Origin of the sequence: Kocuria marina, from assembly GCA_014652975.1 — a bacterium.
GTDB lineage: Bacteria > Actinomycetota > Actinomycetes > Actinomycetales > Micrococcaceae > Kocuria > Kocuria marina.
In genome coordinates this window covers 893,813-914,382 of the sequence record BMZV01000001.1, presented here as the reverse complement: position 1 = coordinate 914,382, position 20,570 = coordinate 893,813, and the positions used below count along the sequence as shown (strand labels likewise).

General features: G+C 68.0%; 16 protein-coding genes and 2 tRNA genes. 11 read left to right on the top strand and 7 right to left on the bottom strand.

The features are described from left to right. Positions 1-87 precede the first annotated feature (87 nt). From IE157_RS04230 to IE157_RS04220, 4 genes are all read left to right on the top strand, one after another. Positions 88-161: transfer RNA gene (locus tag IE157_RS04230), tRNA-Ile, on the top strand. A 49-nt stretch (positions 162-210) separates the two neighbouring features. Beyond that, positions 211-333, top strand: coding sequence for a hypothetical protein (locus tag IE157_RS12815; RefSeq protein ID WP_255359867.1), 123 nt, complete (start codon positions 211-213; stop codon positions 331-333). A 53-nt stretch (positions 334-386) separates the two neighbouring features. After that, positions 387-459: transfer RNA gene (locus IE157_RS04225), tRNA-Ala, on the top strand. 261 nt (positions 460-720) lie between these two features. Then, entirely contained in the window at positions 721-2,016 is a 1,296-nt protein-coding gene (locus tag IE157_RS04220) for an Nramp family divalent metal transporter (RefSeq protein WP_193519197.1), read from the top strand. 202 nt (positions 2,017-2,218) lie between these two features. On the opposite strand, the gene IE157_RS04215 is transcribed toward IE157_RS04220, so the two are convergent. Continuing rightward, positions 2,219-3,124, bottom strand: coding sequence for a hypothetical protein (locus IE157_RS04215; protein ID WP_193519196.1), 906 nt, complete (start codon positions 3,122-3,124; stop codon positions 2,219-2,221). A gap of 167 nt (positions 3,125-3,291) precedes the next feature. On the opposite strand from IE157_RS04215, the gene IE157_RS04210 reads away from it, so the two are divergent. From IE157_RS04210 to IE157_RS04200, 3 genes are all read left to right on the top strand, one after another. Beyond that, on the top strand, positions 3,292-3,837 hold the full coding sequence (locus tag IE157_RS04210; RefSeq protein ID WP_193519195.1) for a peptidylprolyl isomerase: 546 nt from the start codon (positions 3,292-3,294) through the stop codon (positions 3,835-3,837). Between the two features lie 103 nt (positions 3,838-3,940). Next, on the top strand, positions 3,941-4,699 hold the full coding sequence (locus IE157_RS04205; protein ID WP_286737397.1) for a rhomboid family intramembrane serine protease: 759 nt from the start codon (positions 3,941-3,943) through the stop codon (positions 4,697-4,699). A gap of 509 nt (positions 4,700-5,208) precedes the next feature. Further along, complete coding sequence (locus tag IE157_RS04200) at positions 5,209-6,459, top strand: MFS transporter (protein ID WP_193519194.1); 1,251 nt, start codon at positions 5,209-5,211, stop codon at positions 6,457-6,459. 37 nt (positions 6,460-6,496) lie between these two features. On the opposite strand, the gene IE157_RS04195 is transcribed toward IE157_RS04200, so the two are convergent. Both IE157_RS04195 and IE157_RS04190 read right to left on the bottom strand, forming a co-directional pair. Then, positions 6,497-7,189: a hypothetical protein gene (locus tag IE157_RS04195; protein ID WP_193519193.1), complete on the bottom strand. Its 693-nt coding sequence runs from the start codon at positions 7,187-7,189 to the stop codon at positions 6,497-6,499. A gap of 14 nt (positions 7,190-7,203) precedes the next feature. Next, a complete protein-coding gene (locus IE157_RS04190) occupies positions 7,204-8,358 on the bottom strand; it encodes an alpha/beta hydrolase (RefSeq protein ID WP_193519192.1) in 1,155 nt (384 codons plus the stop codon). A gap of 154 nt (positions 8,359-8,512) precedes the next feature. Here IE157_RS04190 and lysX point away from each other — a divergent pair, with 154 nt between their 5' ends. Both lysX and IE157_RS04180 read left to right on the top strand, forming a co-directional pair. Beyond that, positions 8,513-11,842 carry a bifunctional lysylphosphatidylglycerol synthetase/lysine--tRNA ligase LysX gene (lysX, locus tag IE157_RS04185; protein WP_193519191.1) on the top strand — a complete coding sequence of 1,110 codons (3,330 nt, stop codon included), beginning with the start codon at positions 8,513-8,515 and terminating at the stop codon, positions 11,840-11,842. 133 nt (positions 11,843-11,975) lie between these two features. Beyond that, positions 11,976-12,650, top strand: a complete 675-nt coding sequence (locus IE157_RS04180; RefSeq protein WP_193519190.1) for a DedA family protein — start codon at positions 11,976-11,978, stop codon at positions 12,648-12,650. Here IE157_RS04180 and IE157_RS04175 read toward each other — a convergent pair. Continuing rightward, positions 12,634-13,011, bottom strand: a complete 378-nt coding sequence (locus tag IE157_RS04175; protein ID WP_318281302.1) for an MDR/zinc-dependent alcohol dehydrogenase-like family protein — start codon at positions 13,009-13,011, stop codon at positions 12,634-12,636. The two genes, IE157_RS04180 and IE157_RS04175, sit on opposite strands and share 17 nt — an antisense overlap. A 140-nt stretch (positions 13,012-13,151) precedes the next feature. On the opposite strand from IE157_RS04175, the gene IE157_RS04170 reads away from it, so the two are divergent. After that, positions 13,152-14,408, top strand: coding sequence for an MFS transporter (locus tag IE157_RS04170; RefSeq protein WP_193519189.1), 1,257 nt, complete (start codon positions 13,152-13,154; stop codon positions 14,406-14,408). A 93-nt stretch (positions 14,409-14,501) separates the two neighbouring features. Here the strand turns inward: IE157_RS04170 and IE157_RS04165 are convergent, their stop codons facing one another. From IE157_RS04165 to IE157_RS04155, 3 genes are all read right to left on the bottom strand, one after another. Continuing rightward, a complete protein-coding gene (locus tag IE157_RS04165) occupies positions 14,502-16,163 on the bottom strand; it encodes a thiamine pyrophosphate-dependent enzyme (RefSeq protein ID WP_064845500.1) in 1,662 nt (553 codons plus the stop codon). A 202-nt stretch (positions 16,164-16,365) separates the two neighbouring features. Then, positions 16,366-17,796, bottom strand: a complete 1,431-nt coding sequence (locus IE157_RS04160) for a sugar porter family MFS transporter (protein WP_193519188.1) — start codon at positions 17,794-17,796, stop codon at positions 16,366-16,368. Between the two features lie 255 nt (positions 17,797-18,051). Continuing rightward, complete coding sequence (locus IE157_RS04155) at positions 18,052-19,308, bottom strand: ROK family transcriptional regulator (RefSeq protein ID WP_193519187.1); 1,257 nt, start codon at positions 19,306-19,308, stop codon at positions 18,052-18,054. Between the two features lie 338 nt (positions 19,309-19,646). Here IE157_RS04155 and IE157_RS04150 point away from each other — a divergent pair, with 338 nt between their 5' ends. Beyond that, positions 19,647-20,501 carry a phosphatase PAP2 family protein gene (locus tag IE157_RS04150; protein ID WP_193519186.1) on the top strand — a complete coding sequence of 285 codons (855 nt, stop codon included), beginning with the start codon at positions 19,647-19,649 and terminating at the stop codon, positions 20,499-20,501. Positions 20,502-20,570: the final 69 nt, after the last annotated feature.

Sequence of the window (20,570 nt, the reverse complement as noted above, 5' to 3'; positions counted from 1 at the left end):
CGGTCCGCCCGATTTTGTGCGGCGGATGAAACTCCGGTAAAGTCTTGGCGTGGCCGATCAGAGGACGATTCTGGCGGTGCACGCTGAGGGCGTATAGCTCAGACGGTTAGAGCGCTTCGCTGATAACGAAGAGGTCCCAGGTTCAATTCCTGGTACGCCCACCCATCGAATTCCCGCCAACCGCGAGATGATCTCGTTCGGAGGGTCCCCATGAAGGCACGAATCGCAGCCCTGGCCGCACTGGCCGGCTTGTCCGTGGCAGCCTTCAAGTCTTGGCGCGAGGCGGAAGCCAAACGAGAGGCGTGGAATTCGGCCGTGGACCCCGTGGACTGACCGTCCCGGTCCCGCGATCCGCGTTCTGCAGGATCAGCACCACAATTGAACACGGGGCCTTAGCTCAGTTGGTAGAGCGCCGCCTTTGCAAGGCGGATGTCAGGAGTTCGAATCTCCTAGGCTCCACATCCGAGAACCCCCGGGGACCGCAGCGCCGGTCCCTGGGGGTTCCTTCGTGCCGGGCCTGTTCCTGGTCCGTGCTCATCCGCTTTCATCCGGTTCGTCCTGGCCCGGTTCCTCCTGTCCCCGGCCTTGCGTGCGCGTCCCCGGTCCTCGGCGGGGACACACCAGCCATACTTCGCCACCGAAGGAGTGTGGCGCACCCCGCGTGAAAGACTGCATGAGCACAACTGTGACCTGATTCATGCCCGAAGTGTGGAGCCCCCGATGCGCGACAAGACCCCGCTGCAACCCCTTCCGTCCATCGACCCCGATGAGTCGTTGGAGAAGGTCAAACGGTGGCAGCTGATCGGTCCCGGTCTCGTGGTGGCGGCCACGGGCGTGGGTGCCGCGGACATGGTGGCCACGCTGACCGCCGGCTCGCGCTACGGCTACACCCTGTTGTGGGCGGTCATCGCGGGCACGATCATGAAGATTGTGCTCGTGGAGGGCGCCGGTCGGTACTCGCTCGCGAGCGGGCGCACCATTTTCGAGGGTTGGCGCTCCCTGGGCCGGTGGACGTCCTGGTTCTTCGGTCCGTACATCCTGATCTGGGGATTCGTGTACGGCGCCACGGCCATGTCCTCCTCCGCCCTGCCGCTCGCCGCACTGTTCCCCATCCTGCCCCTGTGGGCGTGGGCCATCCTCATGGGCCTGATCGGGTTCGTGATCGTGTGGGCGGGGCGCTACGCGGTGATCGAGAAGATCACCGCGGCCATGGTGGGGATCATGTTCCTGGTCATGGTGGGGCTCGCGATCATCACCCTGCCCAACATCCCTCAGATGCTTACCGGGCTGATCCCCGTGATCCCGCAGGGCGGTGTGGTCTACACGCTCGCGTTGGCCGGCGGCGTGGGCGGCACGATCACCCTCGCGGCTTACGGTTACTGGCTGCGGGAGAAGGGCTGGCACCAACCGCGGTGGATGCGCGTGATGCAGCTCGACAACACCGTGGCCTACACCGTGACCGGTATCTTCGTGCTCGCGATGCTCGTGGTGGGTGCCGAGGTCCTCTACTCCGCCGGCTACGCCATCAGCGCCGGGGACAAGGGCCTGCTGGACCTGGACCGGGTGCTGCGCGAGCGCTACGGGGACGTCATCGGCATCGCGTTCCTCGTGGGGTTCTGGGCGGCCTCGTTCTCCTCCGTGGTGGGTGTGTGGTCCGGGGTGTCCCTCATGTTCGCGGACTACTGGGGCAACATCCGCAAGAAGCCCAGCGGCCATCCGGACACCCGCAACGGCGGGAAGTACTTCAAGTTCTACCTGCTGTGGCTCACTTTCCCGCCCATGCTCCTGCTCCTGTTGGACCGTCCCGTGTTCCTCATCCTGCTCTACGGCGTGCTCGGGGCACTGTTCATGCCGTTCCTGGCGGTCACGCTGCTGGGACTGCTCAACACGTCCCGCACGCCCAAGCGCTGGCGCAACGGTGTGTTCACCAACGCGGTCCTGGTGGTCTGCGCCGTGCTGTTCATCATCCTGGGCGTCTACCAGATGTGGGACACGGTCTCCGACATCTTCTCCTGAGTCCCACCGCACGGGGCCGCGGGTCTCCCCGCACGGCCCGTGCGTTCGCAGCGAACGACTCATGCGTTCCTTCCATGTAGCCCGTGCGCTCGCCATGCACGGGTTCGTGTGTTCATTCCGGTACGACGACGGCGCCGCACCCCCGAAGGGATGCGGCGCCGTCGTCGTGCGGGTCACGCGCGGTCGACGCGCGAGAACCGGTTCAGTGCTTGGGATCGCCCGGGTTGTGCTTGGAGCGGTTGTCCGGGGTGCCCATGTCGTCCGTCTTGGAGCCCTTGATCTGCTCCTTGACCTCGTTCACGGTCTGCTTGGCGTCCTCGGCCACGGACTTCACGCTGTCCGAGGCGCGGTGGGCGGCCTGGGACGCAGTGCCCGCCTTCTGGGAGGAGGAGGTGGGGTCCTTGACGTCGTCCACCTTCACACCGGTGCCGGCGGCGACCGTGGAGTTCGTGTTGACCGGGGAAGCCGATACACGCGGGGAGGCCGTGACGGGGGTCTTCCAGGGGTCCTGCACCGGGCGGGACGCGCGCCACGCGGCCACACCGGCCACGCCACCGGCGGCGAGGAGACCGAGGAGCAGCAGACCCTTGTGGCCACCCTGGGCCTTCTTCTGCTGCTTGGCGTATTCCTTGGCCGAGTTCTTCGCGGCCTTCTGGATGCGCTTGACGGTCTTCTTGTCACCGGTCAGCTTGGCCACGAGGGCGTCGAACTGGTCCGAGGTGTCCGCGTGGGCGACCTTGGAGGCTAGCGCGGCCACGGCACCGGAGTACTTGTCCTGCGCCACGGCACGGCCCTCGGCGGTCTTTTTGGCGGCCTTCGCGGCCAGGGGGGCGGCGGCAGCGGCACCGGCGGTCCTGGCCTTCTCGCCGCGGTGCTTGATGTCCTCACCGAGGTTCTGCGCCTTGCCCAGACCGTCCTGGACGTAGGGACCCGTGGCCTCCACACCGCTCGCGAGGGCGGACGCACCCGCCTGCACGCCGTGCTGCAGCTTCTCCCCGAGCTCACCGATCTCGCTGGAGAGCCAGTCCCCAGCGCTGACGACCTTGGACTCGGCGTTCTTCCGGGCGTGCTCGGTCTGCTTCTGGGCCTTGCTCTTGAACAAGCTCATTGTGTGTCCTTCCTACAGTGGTGATCGTAAAAATCTCCACCTTCAGCATACGGTCTGACAACCCCGGGATTCCCGGGGAAAAGCGACACCCCAGCCCTTTTCACTGTGCGCTGAACACCTCGGGAGCGTTCTGTCGGCCCCGAGGACGCCGTGCCACAATGTGAATCATGACTTCCGCTATCGCCACGCACAAGGCCACCATCCACACCAACCACGGGGACATCGTGGTGGACCTTTTCGGCAACCACGCGCCCAAGACGGTCAAGAACTTCGTGGGTCTCTCGGACGGCACCCAGGAATGGGCGGACCCCCGCACGGGTGAGAAGCAGAACGCCCCGCTCTACAAGGACGTCGTCTTCCACCGCATCATCAAGGACTTCATGATCCAGGGCGGGGACCCGCTGGGCCAGGGCATCGGCGGCCCGGGCTACAACTTCGACGACGAGATCAGCCCCGAACTGAACTTCAATGCCCCGTACATGCTGGCCATGGCCAACGCCGGTACCCGCAACGGCCGCGGCACCAACGGCTCCCAGTTCTTCATCACCACCGCGCCCACCACGTGGCTGCAGGGCAAGCACACCATCTTCGGTGAGGTCGCGGACGACGAGTCCAAGAAGGTCGTGGACGAGCTCAACAACGTGCGCACCGGCGGCCAGGACCGCCCCGTGGAGGACTGCGTGATCACCTCCATCGACATCGAGAAGCTCTGACCCGCAGCTTTCACGCCCGGCACGAAGCCCACCCGGTCCCCGGGTGGGCTTCGTCCGTATTCGAGCCCCGTCCAGCCGCCCCGCCCACTCCCGGAGGATGACCATGACCCACCACCCCGACGACCCGCCGGACCAAGGACGGCCCGCCGGCGCCCCGGACGGTCCCGCCCCGTGGAGCGGCGCGCCCGTTCCCGCCCCGCGGTACGGGCAGTACGTCCACGGTCAGCAGTCCGCCCACCCGGGTGGCGCGCCACGCGGCGGGTACGACGGCGCTGCGCCGCGCCGTCGTCGCAGCCCCCAGCGCGTCGGGGGCATGCCCGTGACGTGGACGCTCATCGGGATCTGCGTGGTCATGTGGGGCCTGCAGTGGCTCACGAGCCTGTTCACGCCCTACAGCCTGACGAGCATCCTGGGATACGCTCCCTCACTCACGGACACCCAGCCGTGGCGGATGCTCACGAGCGGTTTCGTCCACGCGATGCCCTCACCGCTGCACCTACTGCTCAACATGTACACGCTCTATCTCTTCGGTCGGATGCTCGAGCCGCTGCTGGGGACCTGGCGGATGGCCGTCCTGTTCGTGGTGTCCGTGCTGGGCGGATCCGTGGGAGTGCTGTTGCTCGGTAATCCGTGGGTGCTCGTCATCGGGGCGTCCGGCGGCGTCTTCGGGCTCTTCGGCGCCATGTTCGTGTTCATGCGCCACTTCAAGAACAACATCACGCCCATCGCGGTGTTGATCGCGATCAACCTGGCTTTCGGTTTCCTGGTGGGCGGCATCGCCTGGCAGGCTCACGTGGGCGGGTTGATCGCCGGTGGTCTCGTGGCGCTCGCCATGCTGCCGGGGTTGCGTCGCCGACTCTGACCGGGCCCGGCCGTAAGCAGGGAAAGCTCTCCCGTTCCGCCGGATCCGGGTCGGGGCTCGCACTCTGATCCGGGCGTCCCAATGGCTGTCCACAGGGGTTGTCCACACCTGTTAACAACTTACAGATGTGTAATTCCACAACTGTGAACACCCCTGTGGATACCGCGACAGCGCGCTGGGACTGCCCTGGAGGGGACATGTCGATCGCGATATGCACAAGGTTCTCCACACCTGTGGATAATTTTCGTGCACGGGGTGGGGACAGTTCACGATCGTGACCTCACCCACACGTGTGCGGGCTCGTGAATAAATCGCGCGTGCACCGTGTTGTACTGATCCTGTGCCCGCCCGGGTGCTGCCCGAATGGTCCGCCCGCGCGGTTCATCCGCTACGAGCGCCTGCGCGGTGCGCTGTCATAGGCCACGGACCGATCGCTACGGCCTCTGCGGCCACTCGCCCGCATCCCTCTGGGGAGCCCCACCTGCGAATCCTCGAAAGGTCGCGCGTCCATGTCCCAGTTGACCCCCGCCCGTCGCAGACTCGCGCTGTTCGCCCTGGCCCTGGGCGGTTTCGGCATCGGCTGCACGGAATTCGCGTCCATGGGACTGTTGCCCCAGATCGCCCAGAACCTCCTGCCCGATCTCTACGGTGCGTCCTCTGAGACCGGGATCGCACGCGCCGGGTGGCTCGTGAGCGCGTACGCCATAGGTGTCGTGGTCGGGGCCCCGGTCATCTCCTTCTTCGTCGCGAAGTCCTCCCGCACCACGATGCTGCTCGTGATGGCCGCGGCACTGCTCATGGGCAACCTCGCCTCTGCAATCGTGCCCACGTTCGAGTCCCTCCTGGTGATGCGGTTCCTCGCGGGTATTCCCCATGGCGCATACTTCGGTCTGGCGTCCCTCGTGGCCGCCACCGTGATGGGTCCGGGGAACCAGGCCAAGGGTGTGGCACTTGCTTTATCGGGGCTCACGGTCGCCAACGTCGTAGGTGTCCCCGTGATGACGGCGGTCGGTCAGGCCTACGGCTGGCGCATGGCATACGTCGCGGTGGCCGTGGTCTTCGCGGTCACTGCGATCGGCGTGTGGCTGACCGTCCCCCACCAGGACCGGGTGGTCGGAGCGAACCGGCGCCGTGAACTGCGGGCGTTCCGGCTGCCGCAGGTGTGGATCGTCATGGGGATCGCGGGGATCGGTTTCGGCGGGTTCTTCGCGATCTACAGCTACCTGACCCAGATGAGCCGTGAGCTGGCGGGGCTGTCCGGCGCCGGCATCCCGTGGTTGCTCGCGGTCGTGGGAATCGGCATGACCCTGGGCAACATCCTGGGCGGGATCAGCGCGGACCGCAGTGCCCGGCGCACCATGGCCGTGGGTTTCCCGGCGCTCACCGCGGCACTGTTGCTCGTGGGGGCGCTCGCGGGATCCCCCGTGGGGATCTTCGTGGCCGGGTTCCTCATGGCACTGGCCAACTCGTTCATCATGCCCAGCATCCAGAGCTGGCTCATCACGGCGGCGGGGCCCGCCCAGCTCATGGGCGCATCGCTTAACCACGCGGCGTTCAATGTGGCCAACTCGATCGGGGCCCTGCTGGGCGGTGCGGTGATCTCCGCCGGTTTCGGCTACCGCTCCCCGGCCCTCGTGGCGGCCGCGCTGGCCGTGATCGGAGGTCTCCTCGCGCTCGCGGGTGTCAAGCGCCAGAAGGCGGACCGGCGGCGTCGGCTCGAGGCCGGCCTCCCGGTGACGGCCTCGCAACAGGCCGTCTGAGGCCCCACCCGCGCTCCGCGGACACCCGGCCCGCGCCTTACTGGACCAGGAAGTGGCCCACCAGCAGGAACTCCCCGGCGTCCAGGAGCATGAGCAGCGCCGCGAGGCCCAGCACCGCGGTGACCAGCCGGTTGACCCACGGGGACACGGCGGCCCACGCCCTGCGCATGACCCGGGAAAACCGCTGCTGTTTCCCCAGGATCGTCAGTAGCATCAGAAGTGTCAGGGGGAACTGACTGATGAGGGACCACGCGATCCATCCGGCCACCGCGTGGGACGGGGGTTGTGAGGCGGCGGTGGCCACGTGCACGTCGAACGGGAGATCGAAGATCACGATGCCCACGAAGACCACCGCGGTCACGTACAGGGCCCACGGACTCGTGGCGGGCTTCTCCTCGGGGGTGTCGCGGCACCGGGAGCGCCGCGCCGCCACCACCCGCCACACGGCGTAGCCACCGATGGCCAGGGCGAGGACCAGTTCGATCCCCGCCGAGATGCTGCCGTGGTGGAGGAGTTCCCACCAGTTCACGCGCTGCAGACCGGGACCCACGAGCAGGGTCAGGGTCATGCCCCACGCGGCGGTGCCGCCCAGCAACACCCCGGCGGAGCCCATGATGTGCCGTTTCCGGATCCCCGCGCCCAAAGCTGCCGCGAGGATGAGCATGGGCGCGGGGTCGAAACCACCCAGGGCCGTGAGCAGGACGTTGAGCGCGTATTCCTGGGTGTTCATCTACGCCGTGCCGGTCAGGAGTTCACGGGCGCGAAGGCCGGGGACGTGCGGCCGAGCCATTCGAGGGACGGATCCAGCTGGGCCTCCCACAGCGCCACGCGGTGGCCGCCGCTCTGTGAGATGTTGGACACCAGGGTCGTGGGCGGGGACACCGACGCCGCGAACTTGCGCACCGCGTCGACCGAGATGGTGTCCTCACCGCCGGAGAAGAACCAGATCTTCACGTCCGGTTTGTCCCGGGCCACGACCGAGGCCAGGTCGTAGGAGCGAGGATCCGTGGTCTTCCACTGCTGGCCCTTGCTGTACGTGGGGGCGAAGTACCCGGCCAGGTTCACGCTGCTGGCCCAGACGTCCGGGTGACGCACGGCGAACATGGACGAGCACCAACCACCGGCGCTGTAGCCCAACGTGCTCCAGGCTTCCCGGTCCGTGGACACCCGTAGATTGCCGCGGATCCACGAGACCACGTCCTTGCTCACATAGCTCTCCCACTGACCGTTGTTGCTGTCCACGCATTCGGTGTCGTTGTTACCGGGATAAACGTTCGGGATCACCACGATGGCTTCCCGCATGGCGCCGCTGTTGACCCGCGAACGAATGTGCTGGGCGATGTCCATGGCCTTGGTATAGGTCTTCACGTCCCCGGGGAAACCGGTGAAAGCGGTGATCACCGGATACGCCCGCTGCGGTTGTGTCATGTAGGACGGCGGTAACCAGACGGTGGCTTCCTGCGTGATGCCGGATTGCGGTCCGTGAATCTTCAGATTCACCCACTGCCCTGACGTGTTGTTGGGATCCATCTGGGACCCGAAGAACGCGTTCTGCGTGGGGTTCGTCTGCATGGCGTTGAACGTCCGGTGCGGCAGGTCCTTGATGGGCTTGGCCGCCGCGGCGGTGGCACCCACATCCGTGACGGCCACCTGGCCGCCACCGTCGGAGAGTAGGTCCCCCCAACTGGAATACCACTGGTTGTCCATGTTCATCTTGAGGAAGATCCCCACCAGCACCAACAGGGACACGAGCGCCACGCCCACGAATTGCATCACGTACTTGAGGATCCCCGGCCGGCGTTGCCGCGGCAGCACCACGACGGTGAATGCCAGCGCCAGGAAGGCCAAGGTCACGGTGATGATGAACAGGGGCCACCCGTTCAGCTCGAAGAACGCCATTGCGAATTGCTCGTTTCCAGAGATTCCCCACGTATCTTGTGTGCAGTACGAAGCCCGGCGGAATAAGACATAACCGATGGGTAGCCGTACGGAAAAACAGCATAGGTACATCGGCGCCGCGCGCGACGCTCGCCGGGCCCGTAAGGGGAAGTTGATGGTTGACGCCCAGCTCGCGCACGGTTGCCGTGTGCCCGAGCTCAGCACCACCACGCCGGCGCAACGGCGGTGGGCGAGGATCCTCACGTGGGTCTTCGCCGTGGCCACCCTCGTGGGGGTGGTCCTGCTCCTGCTGCACTGGGTGGTGCGCATCAATCCGCTGCCCACCCTGCTCTTCGGGACCCTCAACATCCCCGTGGCGCCCTCGCTCGTGTCCGTGGTGGTGCTCGGGTTGCTCACCGGTGCGCTCGTGCGCCGCAAGCGCATCGCGCTGGTCACGGTCGCGATCACCCAGATCGTGGGTGTGCTGTGGTCCGTGTTCCAGGAGGTCCTGCGGGCAATGGGCCCCGAGGTCCCCAATCACGGGCCCATCCCTTCCGTGGTGTTCGTGACCCTGGACGTCGTGGCCATCGTGGTGGGCATCGCCGCGCTGTGCCTGCTGTGGTGGTTGCGCCCGGCGTTCCCCGCGCGCACGGCCCCGCGCGGTGCGATGGCCGCCCTGGGGACCCTCGTGGGCGGTGTGGTCCTGACGATCACGGCCACCCACGCGGTGCTACTGGTCACGACGAACTCGGCGATCGACGACTGGAACGTCCTCGCCCAAGCCCTCGTGCGCAGCCTCGGCTGGGCGGGCCCCCGGCGACACTTCCACGGCACGGTCCCGCCGTGGCTCCCCGAACTGACCTCCGTGTCGCTGGCCCAGACGATCGTGCTCGCGGTGCTGATCTTCCTGCGCTCGTCCTCCCGTGCGGCGTCGTGGCGGCCCGGGGACGAGATTGCGGTGCGCTCGCTGCTCGCGCAGTACGGTGACGAGGACTCCCTGGGGTACTTCGCGACCCGCCGCGACAAGATCTCGGTCTTCTCCGTGGACGGACGCGCATGCGTCACCTTCCGGGTGGTGGGTCAGGTGGCGATCGCCTCCGGTGACCCGGTGGGGGACCCCGCGGCGTGGACGAACGCCGTGGAACGCTGGCTCGCGCGCACGCATCACTACGGCCTACTCCCGGCCGTCACCTCGGCATCCGAACGGGGCGCACGGGTGTATGCCTCCCTGGGAATGAGCGTATTGGTCATGGGGGACGAGGCCGTCCTGCATCCCGGCCGCTTCTCCCTGGCCAACTCCTCGATGACCGCGGTGCGCCGGGCGGTGCGGCATGCGCGCCGGGCCGGGCTCACGGTGGAGATCGCCCGGCACGAGGACCTCGACCCGCAGGAGCTCGAGCGCATGGGGCGGCTCGCGGACGAGTGGCGCGGGAACGAACCGGACCGCGGGTTCTCCATGGCGCTCAACCGCTGGGGGGACCCGGCGGACGGTCGCTGCATGCTCGTCGTCGCCCGCGATCGCGACGGCGCGGCGCTGGGCCTGCTCTCGTTCGTCCCGTGGGGTCGGCGCGGACTGTCCCTGGACGTGATGCGGCGCAGACCCCAAGCGCCGAACGGCACCACGGAACTGATGGTCTCGGAGCTCATGGACTACGGGGCGTCCCACGGGATCCGCGAGGTCTCCTTGAACTTCGCGATGTTCCGCGGGGTCTTCGAGGACTCCGAGAAGCTCGGTGCCGGTGTGATCACCCGCTTCAACTCCTCGGTGCTGGGTTTCATGGACCGGTTCTTCCAGCTCGAGAGCCTGTACCGGGCCAACGCCAAGTACCTGCCCGAGTGGGTACCCCGCTACGCGTGCTTCGACGGCTTCCTGTCCCTGCCCCGCATGGCGGCCGCCACGGCCCAGGTGGAGGGGTTCCTGCCCGCGGTGTTCGTGCGCACGGGGTCGCAGCCGCAGCTCGACGCCGAAACACTCGCCGCGGTGCGCGCGATCGACCACGAGCCCGCACCCAGGCGCGTCCTGGCCCCCAAGCGCTCGCAGCAGACCCGCCACCGCATGCGGCACGCGCGTGCCCTGGCCCACGCGGGGATCGACCCTTACCCTGTGGGTCTTGCGGAGGCCGAGCCCCTCGCTGCGGTGCTCGCGCGCCGGGGCGACGCCGCGGCGTCGTCGGCCGTGCGCACGAGCGGGCGCGTCCGCAGGTTCCGCGACTTCGGAGGCGTGGGTTTCCTGGACCTGACCGACGGCGGCGCGACCGTGCAGGTGCTCGTGGACCGCGAGCGCGTGGACGCATCCTGGGCGGCGATCCGGCCCAACCTGGACGTGGGTGATCTCGTGGTGGTGGACGGGCACTGGGGTGTGTCCCGCACCGGCACGGAGTCCGTGCTCGCCGAGCGGGTGACGATGGCCGCGAAGGCGCTGCAGCCCGTCCCATTCGGCAGTTTCGAGAACCCGGAACAGCGGCTGCGCAAGCGGTCCATGGACCTCCTGGTGCACCCGCGCGGGATGGACCTGTTGCGTCAGCGCTCGCTCGCGGTGGACACCGTGCGCCGCGTGTTGACCGGGCAGGGCTACCGCGAGGTCGAGACACCGGTGCTGAACACGGTGCACGGTGGGGCCTCGGCGCGCCCGTTCCGCACGTACATCAACGCGTACGGGATGGACCTCACGCTGCGGATCGCACCCGAGCTGTACCTCAAGCGACTGCTCGTGGCGGGTAGCGGGCCCATCTTCGAGGTGGCCCGCAACTTTCGCAACGAGGGCGCGGACGCGACCCACAACCCGGAGTTCACCGCGCTCGAGGCGTACCACCCGTTCGCGGATTACACGGTCATGCGCGAGCTGACCGAGACGATGATCAAGACAGTGGCCCAGGCGTTGCACGGTACCCAGGTGCTGCCCCTGTACGACGTGCACAACCCCGACGCCGCGCCCGTGCTGACCGATGTGTCCGGGCCGTGGCCCGTGATCGCCGTGACGGATGCGGTGAGCAAGGCGGTGGGACGGCGGATCTCGATCGAGTCGGACTTCGAGACCCTGCTCGCAGTAGCCGCGCAGCACGACGTGGAGATCGGTCCGGGCATGGGCCCCGGGGCGGTGCTCGAGAGTCTCTATGAGGAGCTCGTGGAACCGCACACCGTGTTCCCTACGTTCTACTGCGACTTCCCGGAGGAGACCTCCCCGCTGACCGCACCCCACCGCTCCGAGGGCGGGCTCGTGGAACGCTGGGACCTGGTGGTCAACGGCATGGAACTCGGTACGGCGTACTCCGAGCTGACCGACCCTGTGGTCCAGCGCCACCGGCTCACGGAGCAGTCGCTCAAGGCCGCCGCGGGGGACCTCGAGGCCATGCAGGTGGACAATGATTTCCTGGACGCCCTGGAGGTGGGCATGCCCCCGGCCGGGGGTATGGGGATCGGGCTGGACCGGTTGGTCATGCTCATGACCGCCACGACCATCCGCGACGTCCTGAGTTTCCCGTTCGTGAAGCCGCAGCAGCCGTGATCGCGCCCCGCGCGACCCCGGTTGCGGGCACACCCGCGGGACGAACGAGCTACCCCGGGCGAGCGCCGTCGTCCGGGGAGGAACAGGACCGTGGTGCACGGCACCCGGCCCACGAGGAGAAGAGTGGGTCACCATGACGCTTGAACTGCTGCACACCGCGGGAACGCTGATCCCGCAGCTGCCACCGCTAGGCAATCCCGCCCAACTGCTCGAGCAGCTGGGGCCGTGGGCGCTCGCCGGGACCACCCTGATGGTGTTCGTGGAATCGGGGCTGTTGTTCCCGTTCCTGCCCGGGGACTCCCTGCTGTTCACGGGTGGACTGCTGCACGAGGCGTTGCAGGTCCCGCTGTGGCTCATGATCCTGGTACCGTTCATCGCGGCGGTCGCGGGGGACCAGGTGGGCTACTTCCTGGGTAACCGGTTCGGCCGGCGCTTCTTCTCCGACGACGCCCGGTTCCTGAAGACCTCCTACCTCAACCGCACGGAGGACTTCTTCCTGCGCTACGGCGGCAGGGCGATCGTGCTCGCCCGCTTCGTCCCGATCATCCGCACGTACGTCCCGCTCGTGGCGGGCACGGCGCGCCACCCGTACCGCCGCTTCGTGGGGTGGAACGTCCTGGGTGGCTTCCTGTGGGTGACCATCATGGTGGTGGCCGGGTCCCTGCTGGGCGGGATCCCGCTGATCCGTGACCACGTGGACCTGATCGCGATCCTGATCGTGGTGATCTCGGTGATCCCGGTGGCCCTGCAGATCCTCAAGGGGTTCCGGGACCGGGGACCGCAGGAGAGTGCTACGGGACGATCGTGAACTTGACGTGGCCGTCCCCGCCGCGTTCGACGATCCGCAGCACCTCGCCGGCCTCCTCGAACGGGTATACGGGGCCTAGGCAGTAGTCCACGGTCACCTCGCCGTCGTGGATGCGGCGCACGGCCTTGTGGAAGGATACGAGACCGGGCTCGGACTGGGCGGCCACGGAGGCCAGTTCCTCGTCCGGGACCCGGACCGTGTGCGCCCCCAGCTCCCGGGCGATCCGCAAGCGTGATTCCTGCTTGTCCGAGACGATCACCTGCTCGAAGCCCCGGCGCAGCGCGTCCTGGAGGAAGAACAGGCCCGCGGAGCCCGCACCCATGATCACGCACGTGCCCGCGTGGCCTCCGGGGTCGGTCACTGCTCGGTCAGGATGGTCCCCTTCTCGAGGACATGGGTTGCGCGCACGATGACTCCTCCACGGCGGGGATGGACAGGCTTCCGTCCTCACCGTATGGCACCGGTGTGGTCCCCGTGACAACGTACCGGTAACCTGTGCGGGTGAAACTTCCCCGGGCCCTGCGGCCGTTCTCGTCACGTGCGTACACGGTGCTCGCCGTGGCCATGTGCATGAGCGTCTTCGGCTCCGGGTTGTGGGCCGTGGCCCTCGTGGCGCGGGTCATGGCGCTCGGGGGTTCCGCAGTGCAACTGTCCCTCGTTATGGCCGCCGGCGCGGTGGGCATGGTGTGCTTCGTGCTGCTCGGCGGGGTCACCGCGGACCGCCTGCCCCTGGGACTCATCCTGCGGTGCGTGGAGGTCACCAACCTGGTCACGGCGTTGACCATCGTGATCCTCACCTGGACCGACACCCTCGCGCTGTGGCACCTCGCGCTCGCCGCGTTCGTCTTCGCCGGCACCGTGGGGTTCTTCTACCCCGCCTACTCCGCGGCCCTGCCCAGGATCCTGCCGCCCGATCAGCTGCTCGCGGCCAACGGCGTGGAGGGCACGGCCCGCCCCCTGCTGCAGATCGCGGCCGGGCCCGCGGTGGGCGGGGTCCTCACGGGCCTGGCCCTCCCTGGGGCGTCCGTCCTGGCGATCGCGGTGTGCCACGCGATCGCGCTGTCCTTCATGCTGCGGTTACGGATCCCGGAGCGCGAGATCACCGGACCGATCCCTGCGGTGGACACCGCCCGGCCCTCCGTCCTTCGCGATCTCGTGGACGGGTTCCGGTACTGCGTGCGCACCCCGTGGTTGCTGTGGACGCTCTTGTGGGCCATGAGCGCGGTGTTCCTGTTCATCGGCCCGCTCGAGGTGCTCGTCCCGTTCCTGGTGGTGGACCGGCTGGGCGGATCGCTCGCGAGTTACGGCGCCATGCTGGGGCTGTACGGCGTGTCCACGGCCGTGGGCTCGAGCATCATGGCATCAGTGCAACTGCCCCGCAAGTACCTCACGACCATGATCTGGCTGTGGGGTTTCGGCACCCTGCCGTTCGGTCTGGTGGGTAGCACCGACTCGTGGTGGGTCATGGCGGCGGCGCTGTGCATCTTCGGGGCCACGGGTGGCGCGGGTCAGGTCATCTGGGGCACGCTCCTGCAACGGCGGGTGCCCGGGCACATGCTGGGGCGGATCTCGTCCCTGGACTTCTTCGTTTCGCTGTCCCTCATGCCCATCTCCATGGCCGTGGCCGGACCCGTCTCGCAGGTGCTGTCACCGGAAGCGATCTTCTGGGGTGTCGCACTGCTGACCCCCACGCTCGGCGTGGTCGCGGTCGTCGTCGGGCGGATGTACCGGGATCAGGCCGCCCACCCCTTGCGGTGATCCTCGCGCGCGTGTCCTGAACGGACGACGACGCCGCGGTGCCCCTCCCTGGGGACGGGCGACGCGGCGTCGTGACAAGTATTTATATCGGGATCAGTATGCCTTGTTGCGCTGCTGGACGACCAGGTGGATCAACGCGAACGTGTGGTCCTCGTCGATCGCCTTGTAGGCCTGCTCAAGCGCCCCGGGGATCTCGGACTCGCGCTCCACACGCACGCCGAAACCGTGGAACGCCGTGGCCATGGCCGCGAAGTCCGGGTTTTTCAGCTGGGTCCCGGAGACGTGACCCGGGTAGTGCTGTTCCTGGTGGGTACGGATGGTGCCGTACTCCTGGTTGTCCATCACGATGACCAGGGGAGTGGCGCCGTACTGCGCGGCGGTCGCGAGTTCCTGGCCGTTCATGAGGAACTCGCCGTCCCCGGCGATCGAGATCACGCGGCGGCCGGGGTAGTTCAGGGACGCCGCCACAGCGGAGGGGATCGAGTAACCCATGGAGCCGTTGCGCGCAGAGATCATGGACGCGTAGCCGTTCGTGGGGAAGTAGCGGTGGGCCCAGTTGGTGTGCTCGCCCGCGCCGAAGGTGACCATGGCGTCCTCGGGGAGGGTCGCAACGAGGTTCGCCATCATGGTGTCCATCGAGGCCGGGCCGTCCGCGGGGGAGGCGTCCTTGGGGGTGGAGAAATCCACCTGCTGCTGACGCATCCGCGCGCACCAGTTCCGCCACACGTCCGAGACGGGCAGGTTCATGCGCACCAGGTCACGCACGAACACGTCCGGCTTGGCCACGATCTGGTAGGTCACCGCGCCGGAACGCCCGCGCATGGAGGGGTCCATGGTCACGATGAAGTTCTTCTTGGTCCAGTCCTGGCGCACCAGGAAGCCGTTGGTGATCACATCACCGGGGACCGTGCCCACGAACACCAGCAGGTCGGTCTCCTCCAGCAGATCGTGGGTGGGCTTGGGGCGGCCGTAACCGATGGGTCCCACGTACGAGGGGGAGTCGAACGGGACGGTGCCCTCGCAGCGCCACTCCGCGGCGGCGGGGATGTGGTGTTCCTCGAGCCACGCGGTGAAATGCTGCGCGCCCTGCGAGGTCCAATCGTTACCACCGAAGACAAACAGGGGCTTCTGGGACTCCTTGAGCGCGGACTCGAGGGCCTTCCAGTCCTCCACGGTCATCCCGCCGCCGGCCACCGGGATCTCCGGGTGCACCGTGGGTTCGATTTGCCGGGTGATGATGTCCTCGGGCAGGCCCACCACCACGGGCCCCGGACGCCCGGAACGCGCGGCGAACATGGCCTCGGCCACGTACTCGGAGGCCCGCTCCGCGTGGTCCAGGACCATCACGCGCTTGGCCCCGGAGGCGAACCACTGATGCGGGTCGAACTCCTGGAACGCTTCCTTCTCACGGTGCTCGAACGGGATGAGTCCCACGAACAACACCATGGGCGTGGAGTCCTGCCACGCGGTGTGCAGGCCCACGTGCGCGTTGGCTGCGCCGGGACCACGGGTCACCATGGCCACGCCCGGGACGTCGTTCATCTTCCCGTCCGCTTCCGCCATGTACGCGGCGCCACCCTCCTGACGGCACACCACAGTGTCGATGGGGGAGTCGTAGAGCCCGTCCAGGACGTCCAGGTAACTCTCGCCGGGAACCACGTAGGCGCGCTCGACCCCGTGCGCCGCGAGGGAATCCACGATCACGTGGCCCGCGGACTTGCGTCCTGAGGTCGAGGAGTCGGTGTGCTGCGTCATGGGAGGCTCTCTTTTCGTCGTTGAATGTGTCGTGCTTCCCGGGCCCCGATGCCCGGGCCGCGGCAAATCTGTCTTGAAAATACCCGAACACCCGACCCCTACCGGTATTACGACGAGCTGTTATCACGGCCGTGAACCCGGTGTGACGATGCCCCGGTGCGCGTGTAACGCGAACCGGGGCATCGGGACGGGGAGAGTGGGATCAGGCGTGCATGTCCTCAAGTTCCACGTTGTTGGTCTCCCGCACCATCTTGATGGTGAAGACCAGGGACACCAGCGCGAAGAACGCGTAGATACCGTAGGTCAGTCCCAGCGAGAAGTTGGACAGTGAGGGGAAGGAGACGGTCACGGCCCAGTTGGCGATCCACTGCACCGCACCGGCCACGGCCAGCGCCGCGCCGCGGATGCGGTTGGGGAACATCTCACCGAGCAGGACCCACATGAGCGGACCCCACGAGACACCGAAGAACACGACGAACAGGTTGGCGGCGATCAGCGCCACGGGTCCGGCCACGGGGCCGAGCTCGGGGGTGAGCTGGCCGTCCACCATGACCTTGGTGGCAGTCGCGAACACCACGGACATCACACCCAGGGACAGGGCCATGCCGGCGGAGCCCAGGAGCAGCAGCGGTCGGCGCCCGATCCGGTCCACCAGGAAGATGGCCACGATGGTCACCGCCACGTTGACCACGGAGGTGGCCACGGAGATGGTGAACGAATCGGACTCCTTGAAGCCCACTGACTCCCACAACACGTTGGAGTAGTAGAAGATCACGTTGATGCCCACGAACTGCTGCAGGGCGGCCAGGCCGATGCCCACCCACACCACGGGCTTGAGCCCGGCCATGGAACCGCGCAGGTCCGCGAAGCGGGGCTTGCGTTCGTCATCCACGGTGCTGCGGATCTTGGAAACGCGGGCGTCCACGGCGTCGTCACCGTGGATCCGGGAGAGGACGGCGCGCGCCTCGTCCGGACGACCCACCGAGACCAGGTAGCGCGGCGACTCGGGGATCAGGAACGCGCCGATGCCGTACAGCACGGCGGGTACGGCCATGACCAGGAACATCCAGCGCCACGCGGCCAGCCCGAACCACATCTCGTTGGCGGCGCCACCGGCCCCGTGTGCGAGCAGGGCGTCGATGAGCAGGGACAGGAAGATGCCCAGCACGATACCCATCTGCTGCAGGGAGCCCAGGCGTCCGCGCAGGTGTGCGGGGGAGACCTCCGCGATGTACGCCGGTGCGATCACGGACGCCACACCCACGCCGATACCGCCCACGACCCGCCAGAACACGAGCCATTCGATGGACTGCGTGAAACCGCAGCCGATCGCCGAGAGCAGGAACAACAGTGCCGCGATCTTCATGATGGGGATGCGCCCCGTGCGGTCCGCGATGCGGGAACCGAAGAACGCACCCACGGCGGCGCCCAGGAGGGCCGCGGCCACCGCGAAGCCCAGGGGCCCCGGACCCACATCGAACGTGGACTGGATGGAGGAGACCGCACCGTTGATCACGGCGGAGTCGTACCCGAAGAGGAGGCCGCCGAACGCGGCCACGGTGGTGATGCGAATGACCGCGCCGGTGTTCGTCTGATGACGCTCCGGCGAGTGTGTTTGCGCTGGATGGCTCATCCCGCAGCTCCCTTGCTGTATCGAAATTCAACGCTTCCCGCTCCCGGGCATCATGCCTCCAGTTCCGGGGATGTACCGGTCGAGGGGCCCGTACGAGGCGGGTTTTCGTCTCCTGGAACCAGCTCGTGGGACCAGGGAGGGCGGCTGCCGGGGAAGGACAGTGAACCCAGGGTAGGACCCAGATCACAAAATGTCCATGAGTCGAAGACAAATTTCCCGCGTGTCGTTTGCAGCGGCCGGCGCGCCCCGGACGTCTTACACGGGGAGGGACGTCTCGGCCCGCGCACGGATGAGCGCACCCGTGAGGTGCGCCCGGGCCCCGAGCTGCGCGGTGGCCATCCGCAGCCCGGACACGCAACCGCGCACCGCGTAGCGCTGCACTGCGTCCCGCACGGGATCGAGCAGCAGGTCCTCGGCGCGCGCGAGCTCCCCGCCCACGACCACGAGTTCCGGGTTGAACGCATTGCACAGCTGCGCCACGGCGCCGCCGATCAACCGCCCGGTGTCCGTGATCACCCGGGTGCATCCGGGATCGCCGGCCAGCGCCTCCCGGACCACGTCACCCACGGATTCCACGCGCCGACCCGAGGAGGCCACGACGTCCAGCACGGTCTGGGAGGACACGAAGGTCTCGAGGCACCCTCGGTTGCCGCACCTGCACAGCCCCGCGCGTTCGTCGAGCGTCACGTGGCCGATCTCACCCGCGGACCCGGTGGCCCCGCGGTACAGCCCGCCACCCAGGATCAGCCCGGCACCCACGCCGTGCGAGAGCTTGAGGTAGGCCATGTGGGCCGTCCCACGCCCCGCGCCGAGCGCGTGCTCGGCCACGGCCCCGGCGTTCGCGTCGTTCTCCACCACGGTGGGACAGCCCAGCGTCCCGGTGGCCAGCGCTCGCAGGTCCAGCCCGGCCCACGCCGGGAGGATGGCCTCCGAACCGAGGCCGCGGCACTCGGCGTCCACGGGCGCGGGAAGGGTGAGCCCCGCGCCCAGGATGCGCTGGGCGGGGACGTCGAGCGAGGTCCGCAACTCGTCCAGGATCTCTCGCGCCCCGGTCAGTACGTCCTCGGCGCGGTGCCCGGCCGGGAGGTCGATGCGCCGCTGCGCGCGGACGTCGAGGTTCAGGTCCGCCACGGCCACGCTCGCGTGGCGGTGGCCCACGTCCACTCCCACCAGGTAGCCGACGCTCTCGCTGAAGTGCACGCGCTGCCCGCGCCGCCCGCCGTGCTCGGGTTCCATGGCGAGCAGGTCGCACGCGGTGAGCTCGTGGACGATGGACGAGACCGTCGACGGCGCCAGGGCCGTCTCCCGCGCGATGCTCGCCTGGGTCGCCGCACCCAGCTCGCGCACCGCGTCCACGACCCTGCGGCGATTGGCCAGGCGCAGTGCGGCCTGCGACCCCGGGGCGGTCAGTTGCGCGGAGGCAGGCTGCGGCGAGGGCGGGTATGTGGAGGGCGGGCCGACCTGCGCCCGAAACTCTCGCGTGGAGCGCGGGGGTGGGGGTGTGGACGCCATCGTCTCTTCCCTTCTCGAATGTTTCTTGAGGGCTGAGTGTAGTGAGTATTCGGGAAATGAACTTTTTGGGCGCTCTGTGACGGTGTCCGCGGAAGAAAAATCACATGACTGGATTACCCATCCCCATCGAGTATATTCCGATCTAATCATGCAACCATAAAAAAGTGTTTTTGGATTACACGTTTCACGTGAAACCTCGTTCTCAGCCCGCGGGGCACGGTGCGCCCGCACATCGACGCCGACCCTGGAACACCCTGGAACTCCGCGTCTGGGACGCCACACCGCGTGCGACACGCCCACTTCAGGAATCGTTGAGTGTCTCGTGTCACCATTGACACATGACCTATCCGGCGCAGCACACTTCCCCCTCGCCGGGCGGGTCCCCGTGGCGGTTGCCGCAGTTGCGTCACCGAGTGGCCGTTCCCTTGGTCACGGTGTTGCTGACGGCAACCCTTGGGCGTCTGGTGGTGTTGTCACCGCAGATCACCCACGGGGAGACCGCGTTGCTCGAGGGGCTCTCCCAGCATCGCAACGTTCTTCTGGACGCGGTGGCCACCGCGGTGCAGTACGCACTGTCCAACGGCGCGGTGGTGTTGATCATCGCCGCCGTCATCGGGTGGCTGGCCGTCCTCAGACGCCGCCCCCTCGACGCCACCGGGTTCGGCATCACCGCCCTCGCCGGATGGGGTGCCGTGGGTCTGGTCAAGGTGTTCGTGGAGCGGCCGCGTCCCACGTTCCTGAGCGGAGAGGCCCTCGCACCGGTCACCGGCTCCATGTCCTTCCCGTCCTCGCACACGGGTGCGGTCGTGGCGATCGCGCTGGCCATGGGTCTCGTGGCCTCCCGCCGTTCCTCAGGGCGTCGGATCGCGCTGCTCGGCACGCTGGCCGTGGTGATCGTCGGGGCCGCCCGCATGTACTCGGGCGCGCACTACCCGTTGGACATCCTGGCCGCCGTGCCCGTGGCCTGGGCAGGGGTCATGGCCGGGTGCGCCCTGGCCAACAAGGTGGTGCCCGCTCTCGCCTTTGGGTTCTCGTGGCGTCAGGCCGGGGTGTCCCAGCCCGCACCCGCGACCATGCGCGGCGCCGGCTCCACGACGACAACCGCGCCCGCGCCGTCGTACCGGCCCGCGCGGGGCAGTACCGCTCTGGACGGCGCCGCGCGGCACGACGAGCGGACCGACCGCGCGGCCTGAGCGTCCTTTCCATCACGTGCCACCGACGACGGCGGGCCGGACCTTGGGGTCCGGCCCGCCGTTCCACAG

Coding starts and splice junctions, on each gene's coding strand:
- IE157_RS04155 (WP_193519187.1), bottom strand. CDS start 19,308: ATGGCGTCCACACCCCCACCCCCGCGCTCCACGCGAGAGTTTCGGGCG.
- IE157_RS04150 (WP_193519186.1), top strand. CDS start 19,647: ATGACCTATCCGGCGCAGCACACTTCCCCCTCGCCGGGCGGGTCCCCG.
- IE157_RS04215 (WP_193519196.1), bottom strand. CDS start 3,124: ATGAGCTTGTTCAAGAGCAAGGCCCAGAAGCAGACCGAGCACGCCCGG.
- IE157_RS04220 (WP_193519197.1), top strand. CDS start 721: ATGCGCGACAAGACCCCGCTGCAACCCCTTCCGTCCATCGACCCCGAT.
- IE157_RS12815 (WP_255359867.1), top strand. CDS start 211: ATGAAGGCACGAATCGCAGCCCTGGCCGCACTGGCCGGCTTGTCCGTG.
- IE157_RS04165 (WP_064845500.1), bottom strand. CDS start 16,163: ATGACGCAGCACACCGACTCCTCGACCTCAGGACGCAAGTCCGCGGGC.
- IE157_RS04205 (WP_286737397.1), top strand. CDS start 3,941: ATGACCCACCACCCCGACGACCCGCCGGACCAAGGACGGCCCGCCGGC.
- IE157_RS04180 (WP_193519190.1), top strand. CDS start 11,976: ATGACGCTTGAACTGCTGCACACCGCGGGAACGCTGATCCCGCAGCTG.
- IE157_RS04195 (WP_193519193.1), bottom strand. CDS start 7,189: ATGAACACCCAGGAATACGCGCTCAACGTCCTGCTCACGGCCCTGGGT.
- IE157_RS04210 (WP_193519195.1), top strand. CDS start 3,292: ATGACTTCCGCTATCGCCACGCACAAGGCCACCATCCACACCAACCAC.
- IE157_RS04190 (WP_193519192.1), bottom strand. CDS start 8,358: ATGGCGTTCTTCGAGCTGAACGGGTGGCCCCTGTTCATCATCACCGTG.
- lysX (WP_193519191.1), top strand. CDS start 8,513: ATGGTTGACGCCCAGCTCGCGCACGGTTGCCGTGTGCCCGAGCTCAGC.
- IE157_RS04200 (WP_193519194.1), top strand. CDS start 5,209: ATGTCCCAGTTGACCCCCGCCCGTCGCAGACTCGCGCTGTTCGCCCTG.
- IE157_RS04160 (WP_193519188.1), bottom strand. CDS start 17,796: ATGAGCCATCCAGCGCAAACACACTCGCCGGAGCGTCATCAGACGAAC.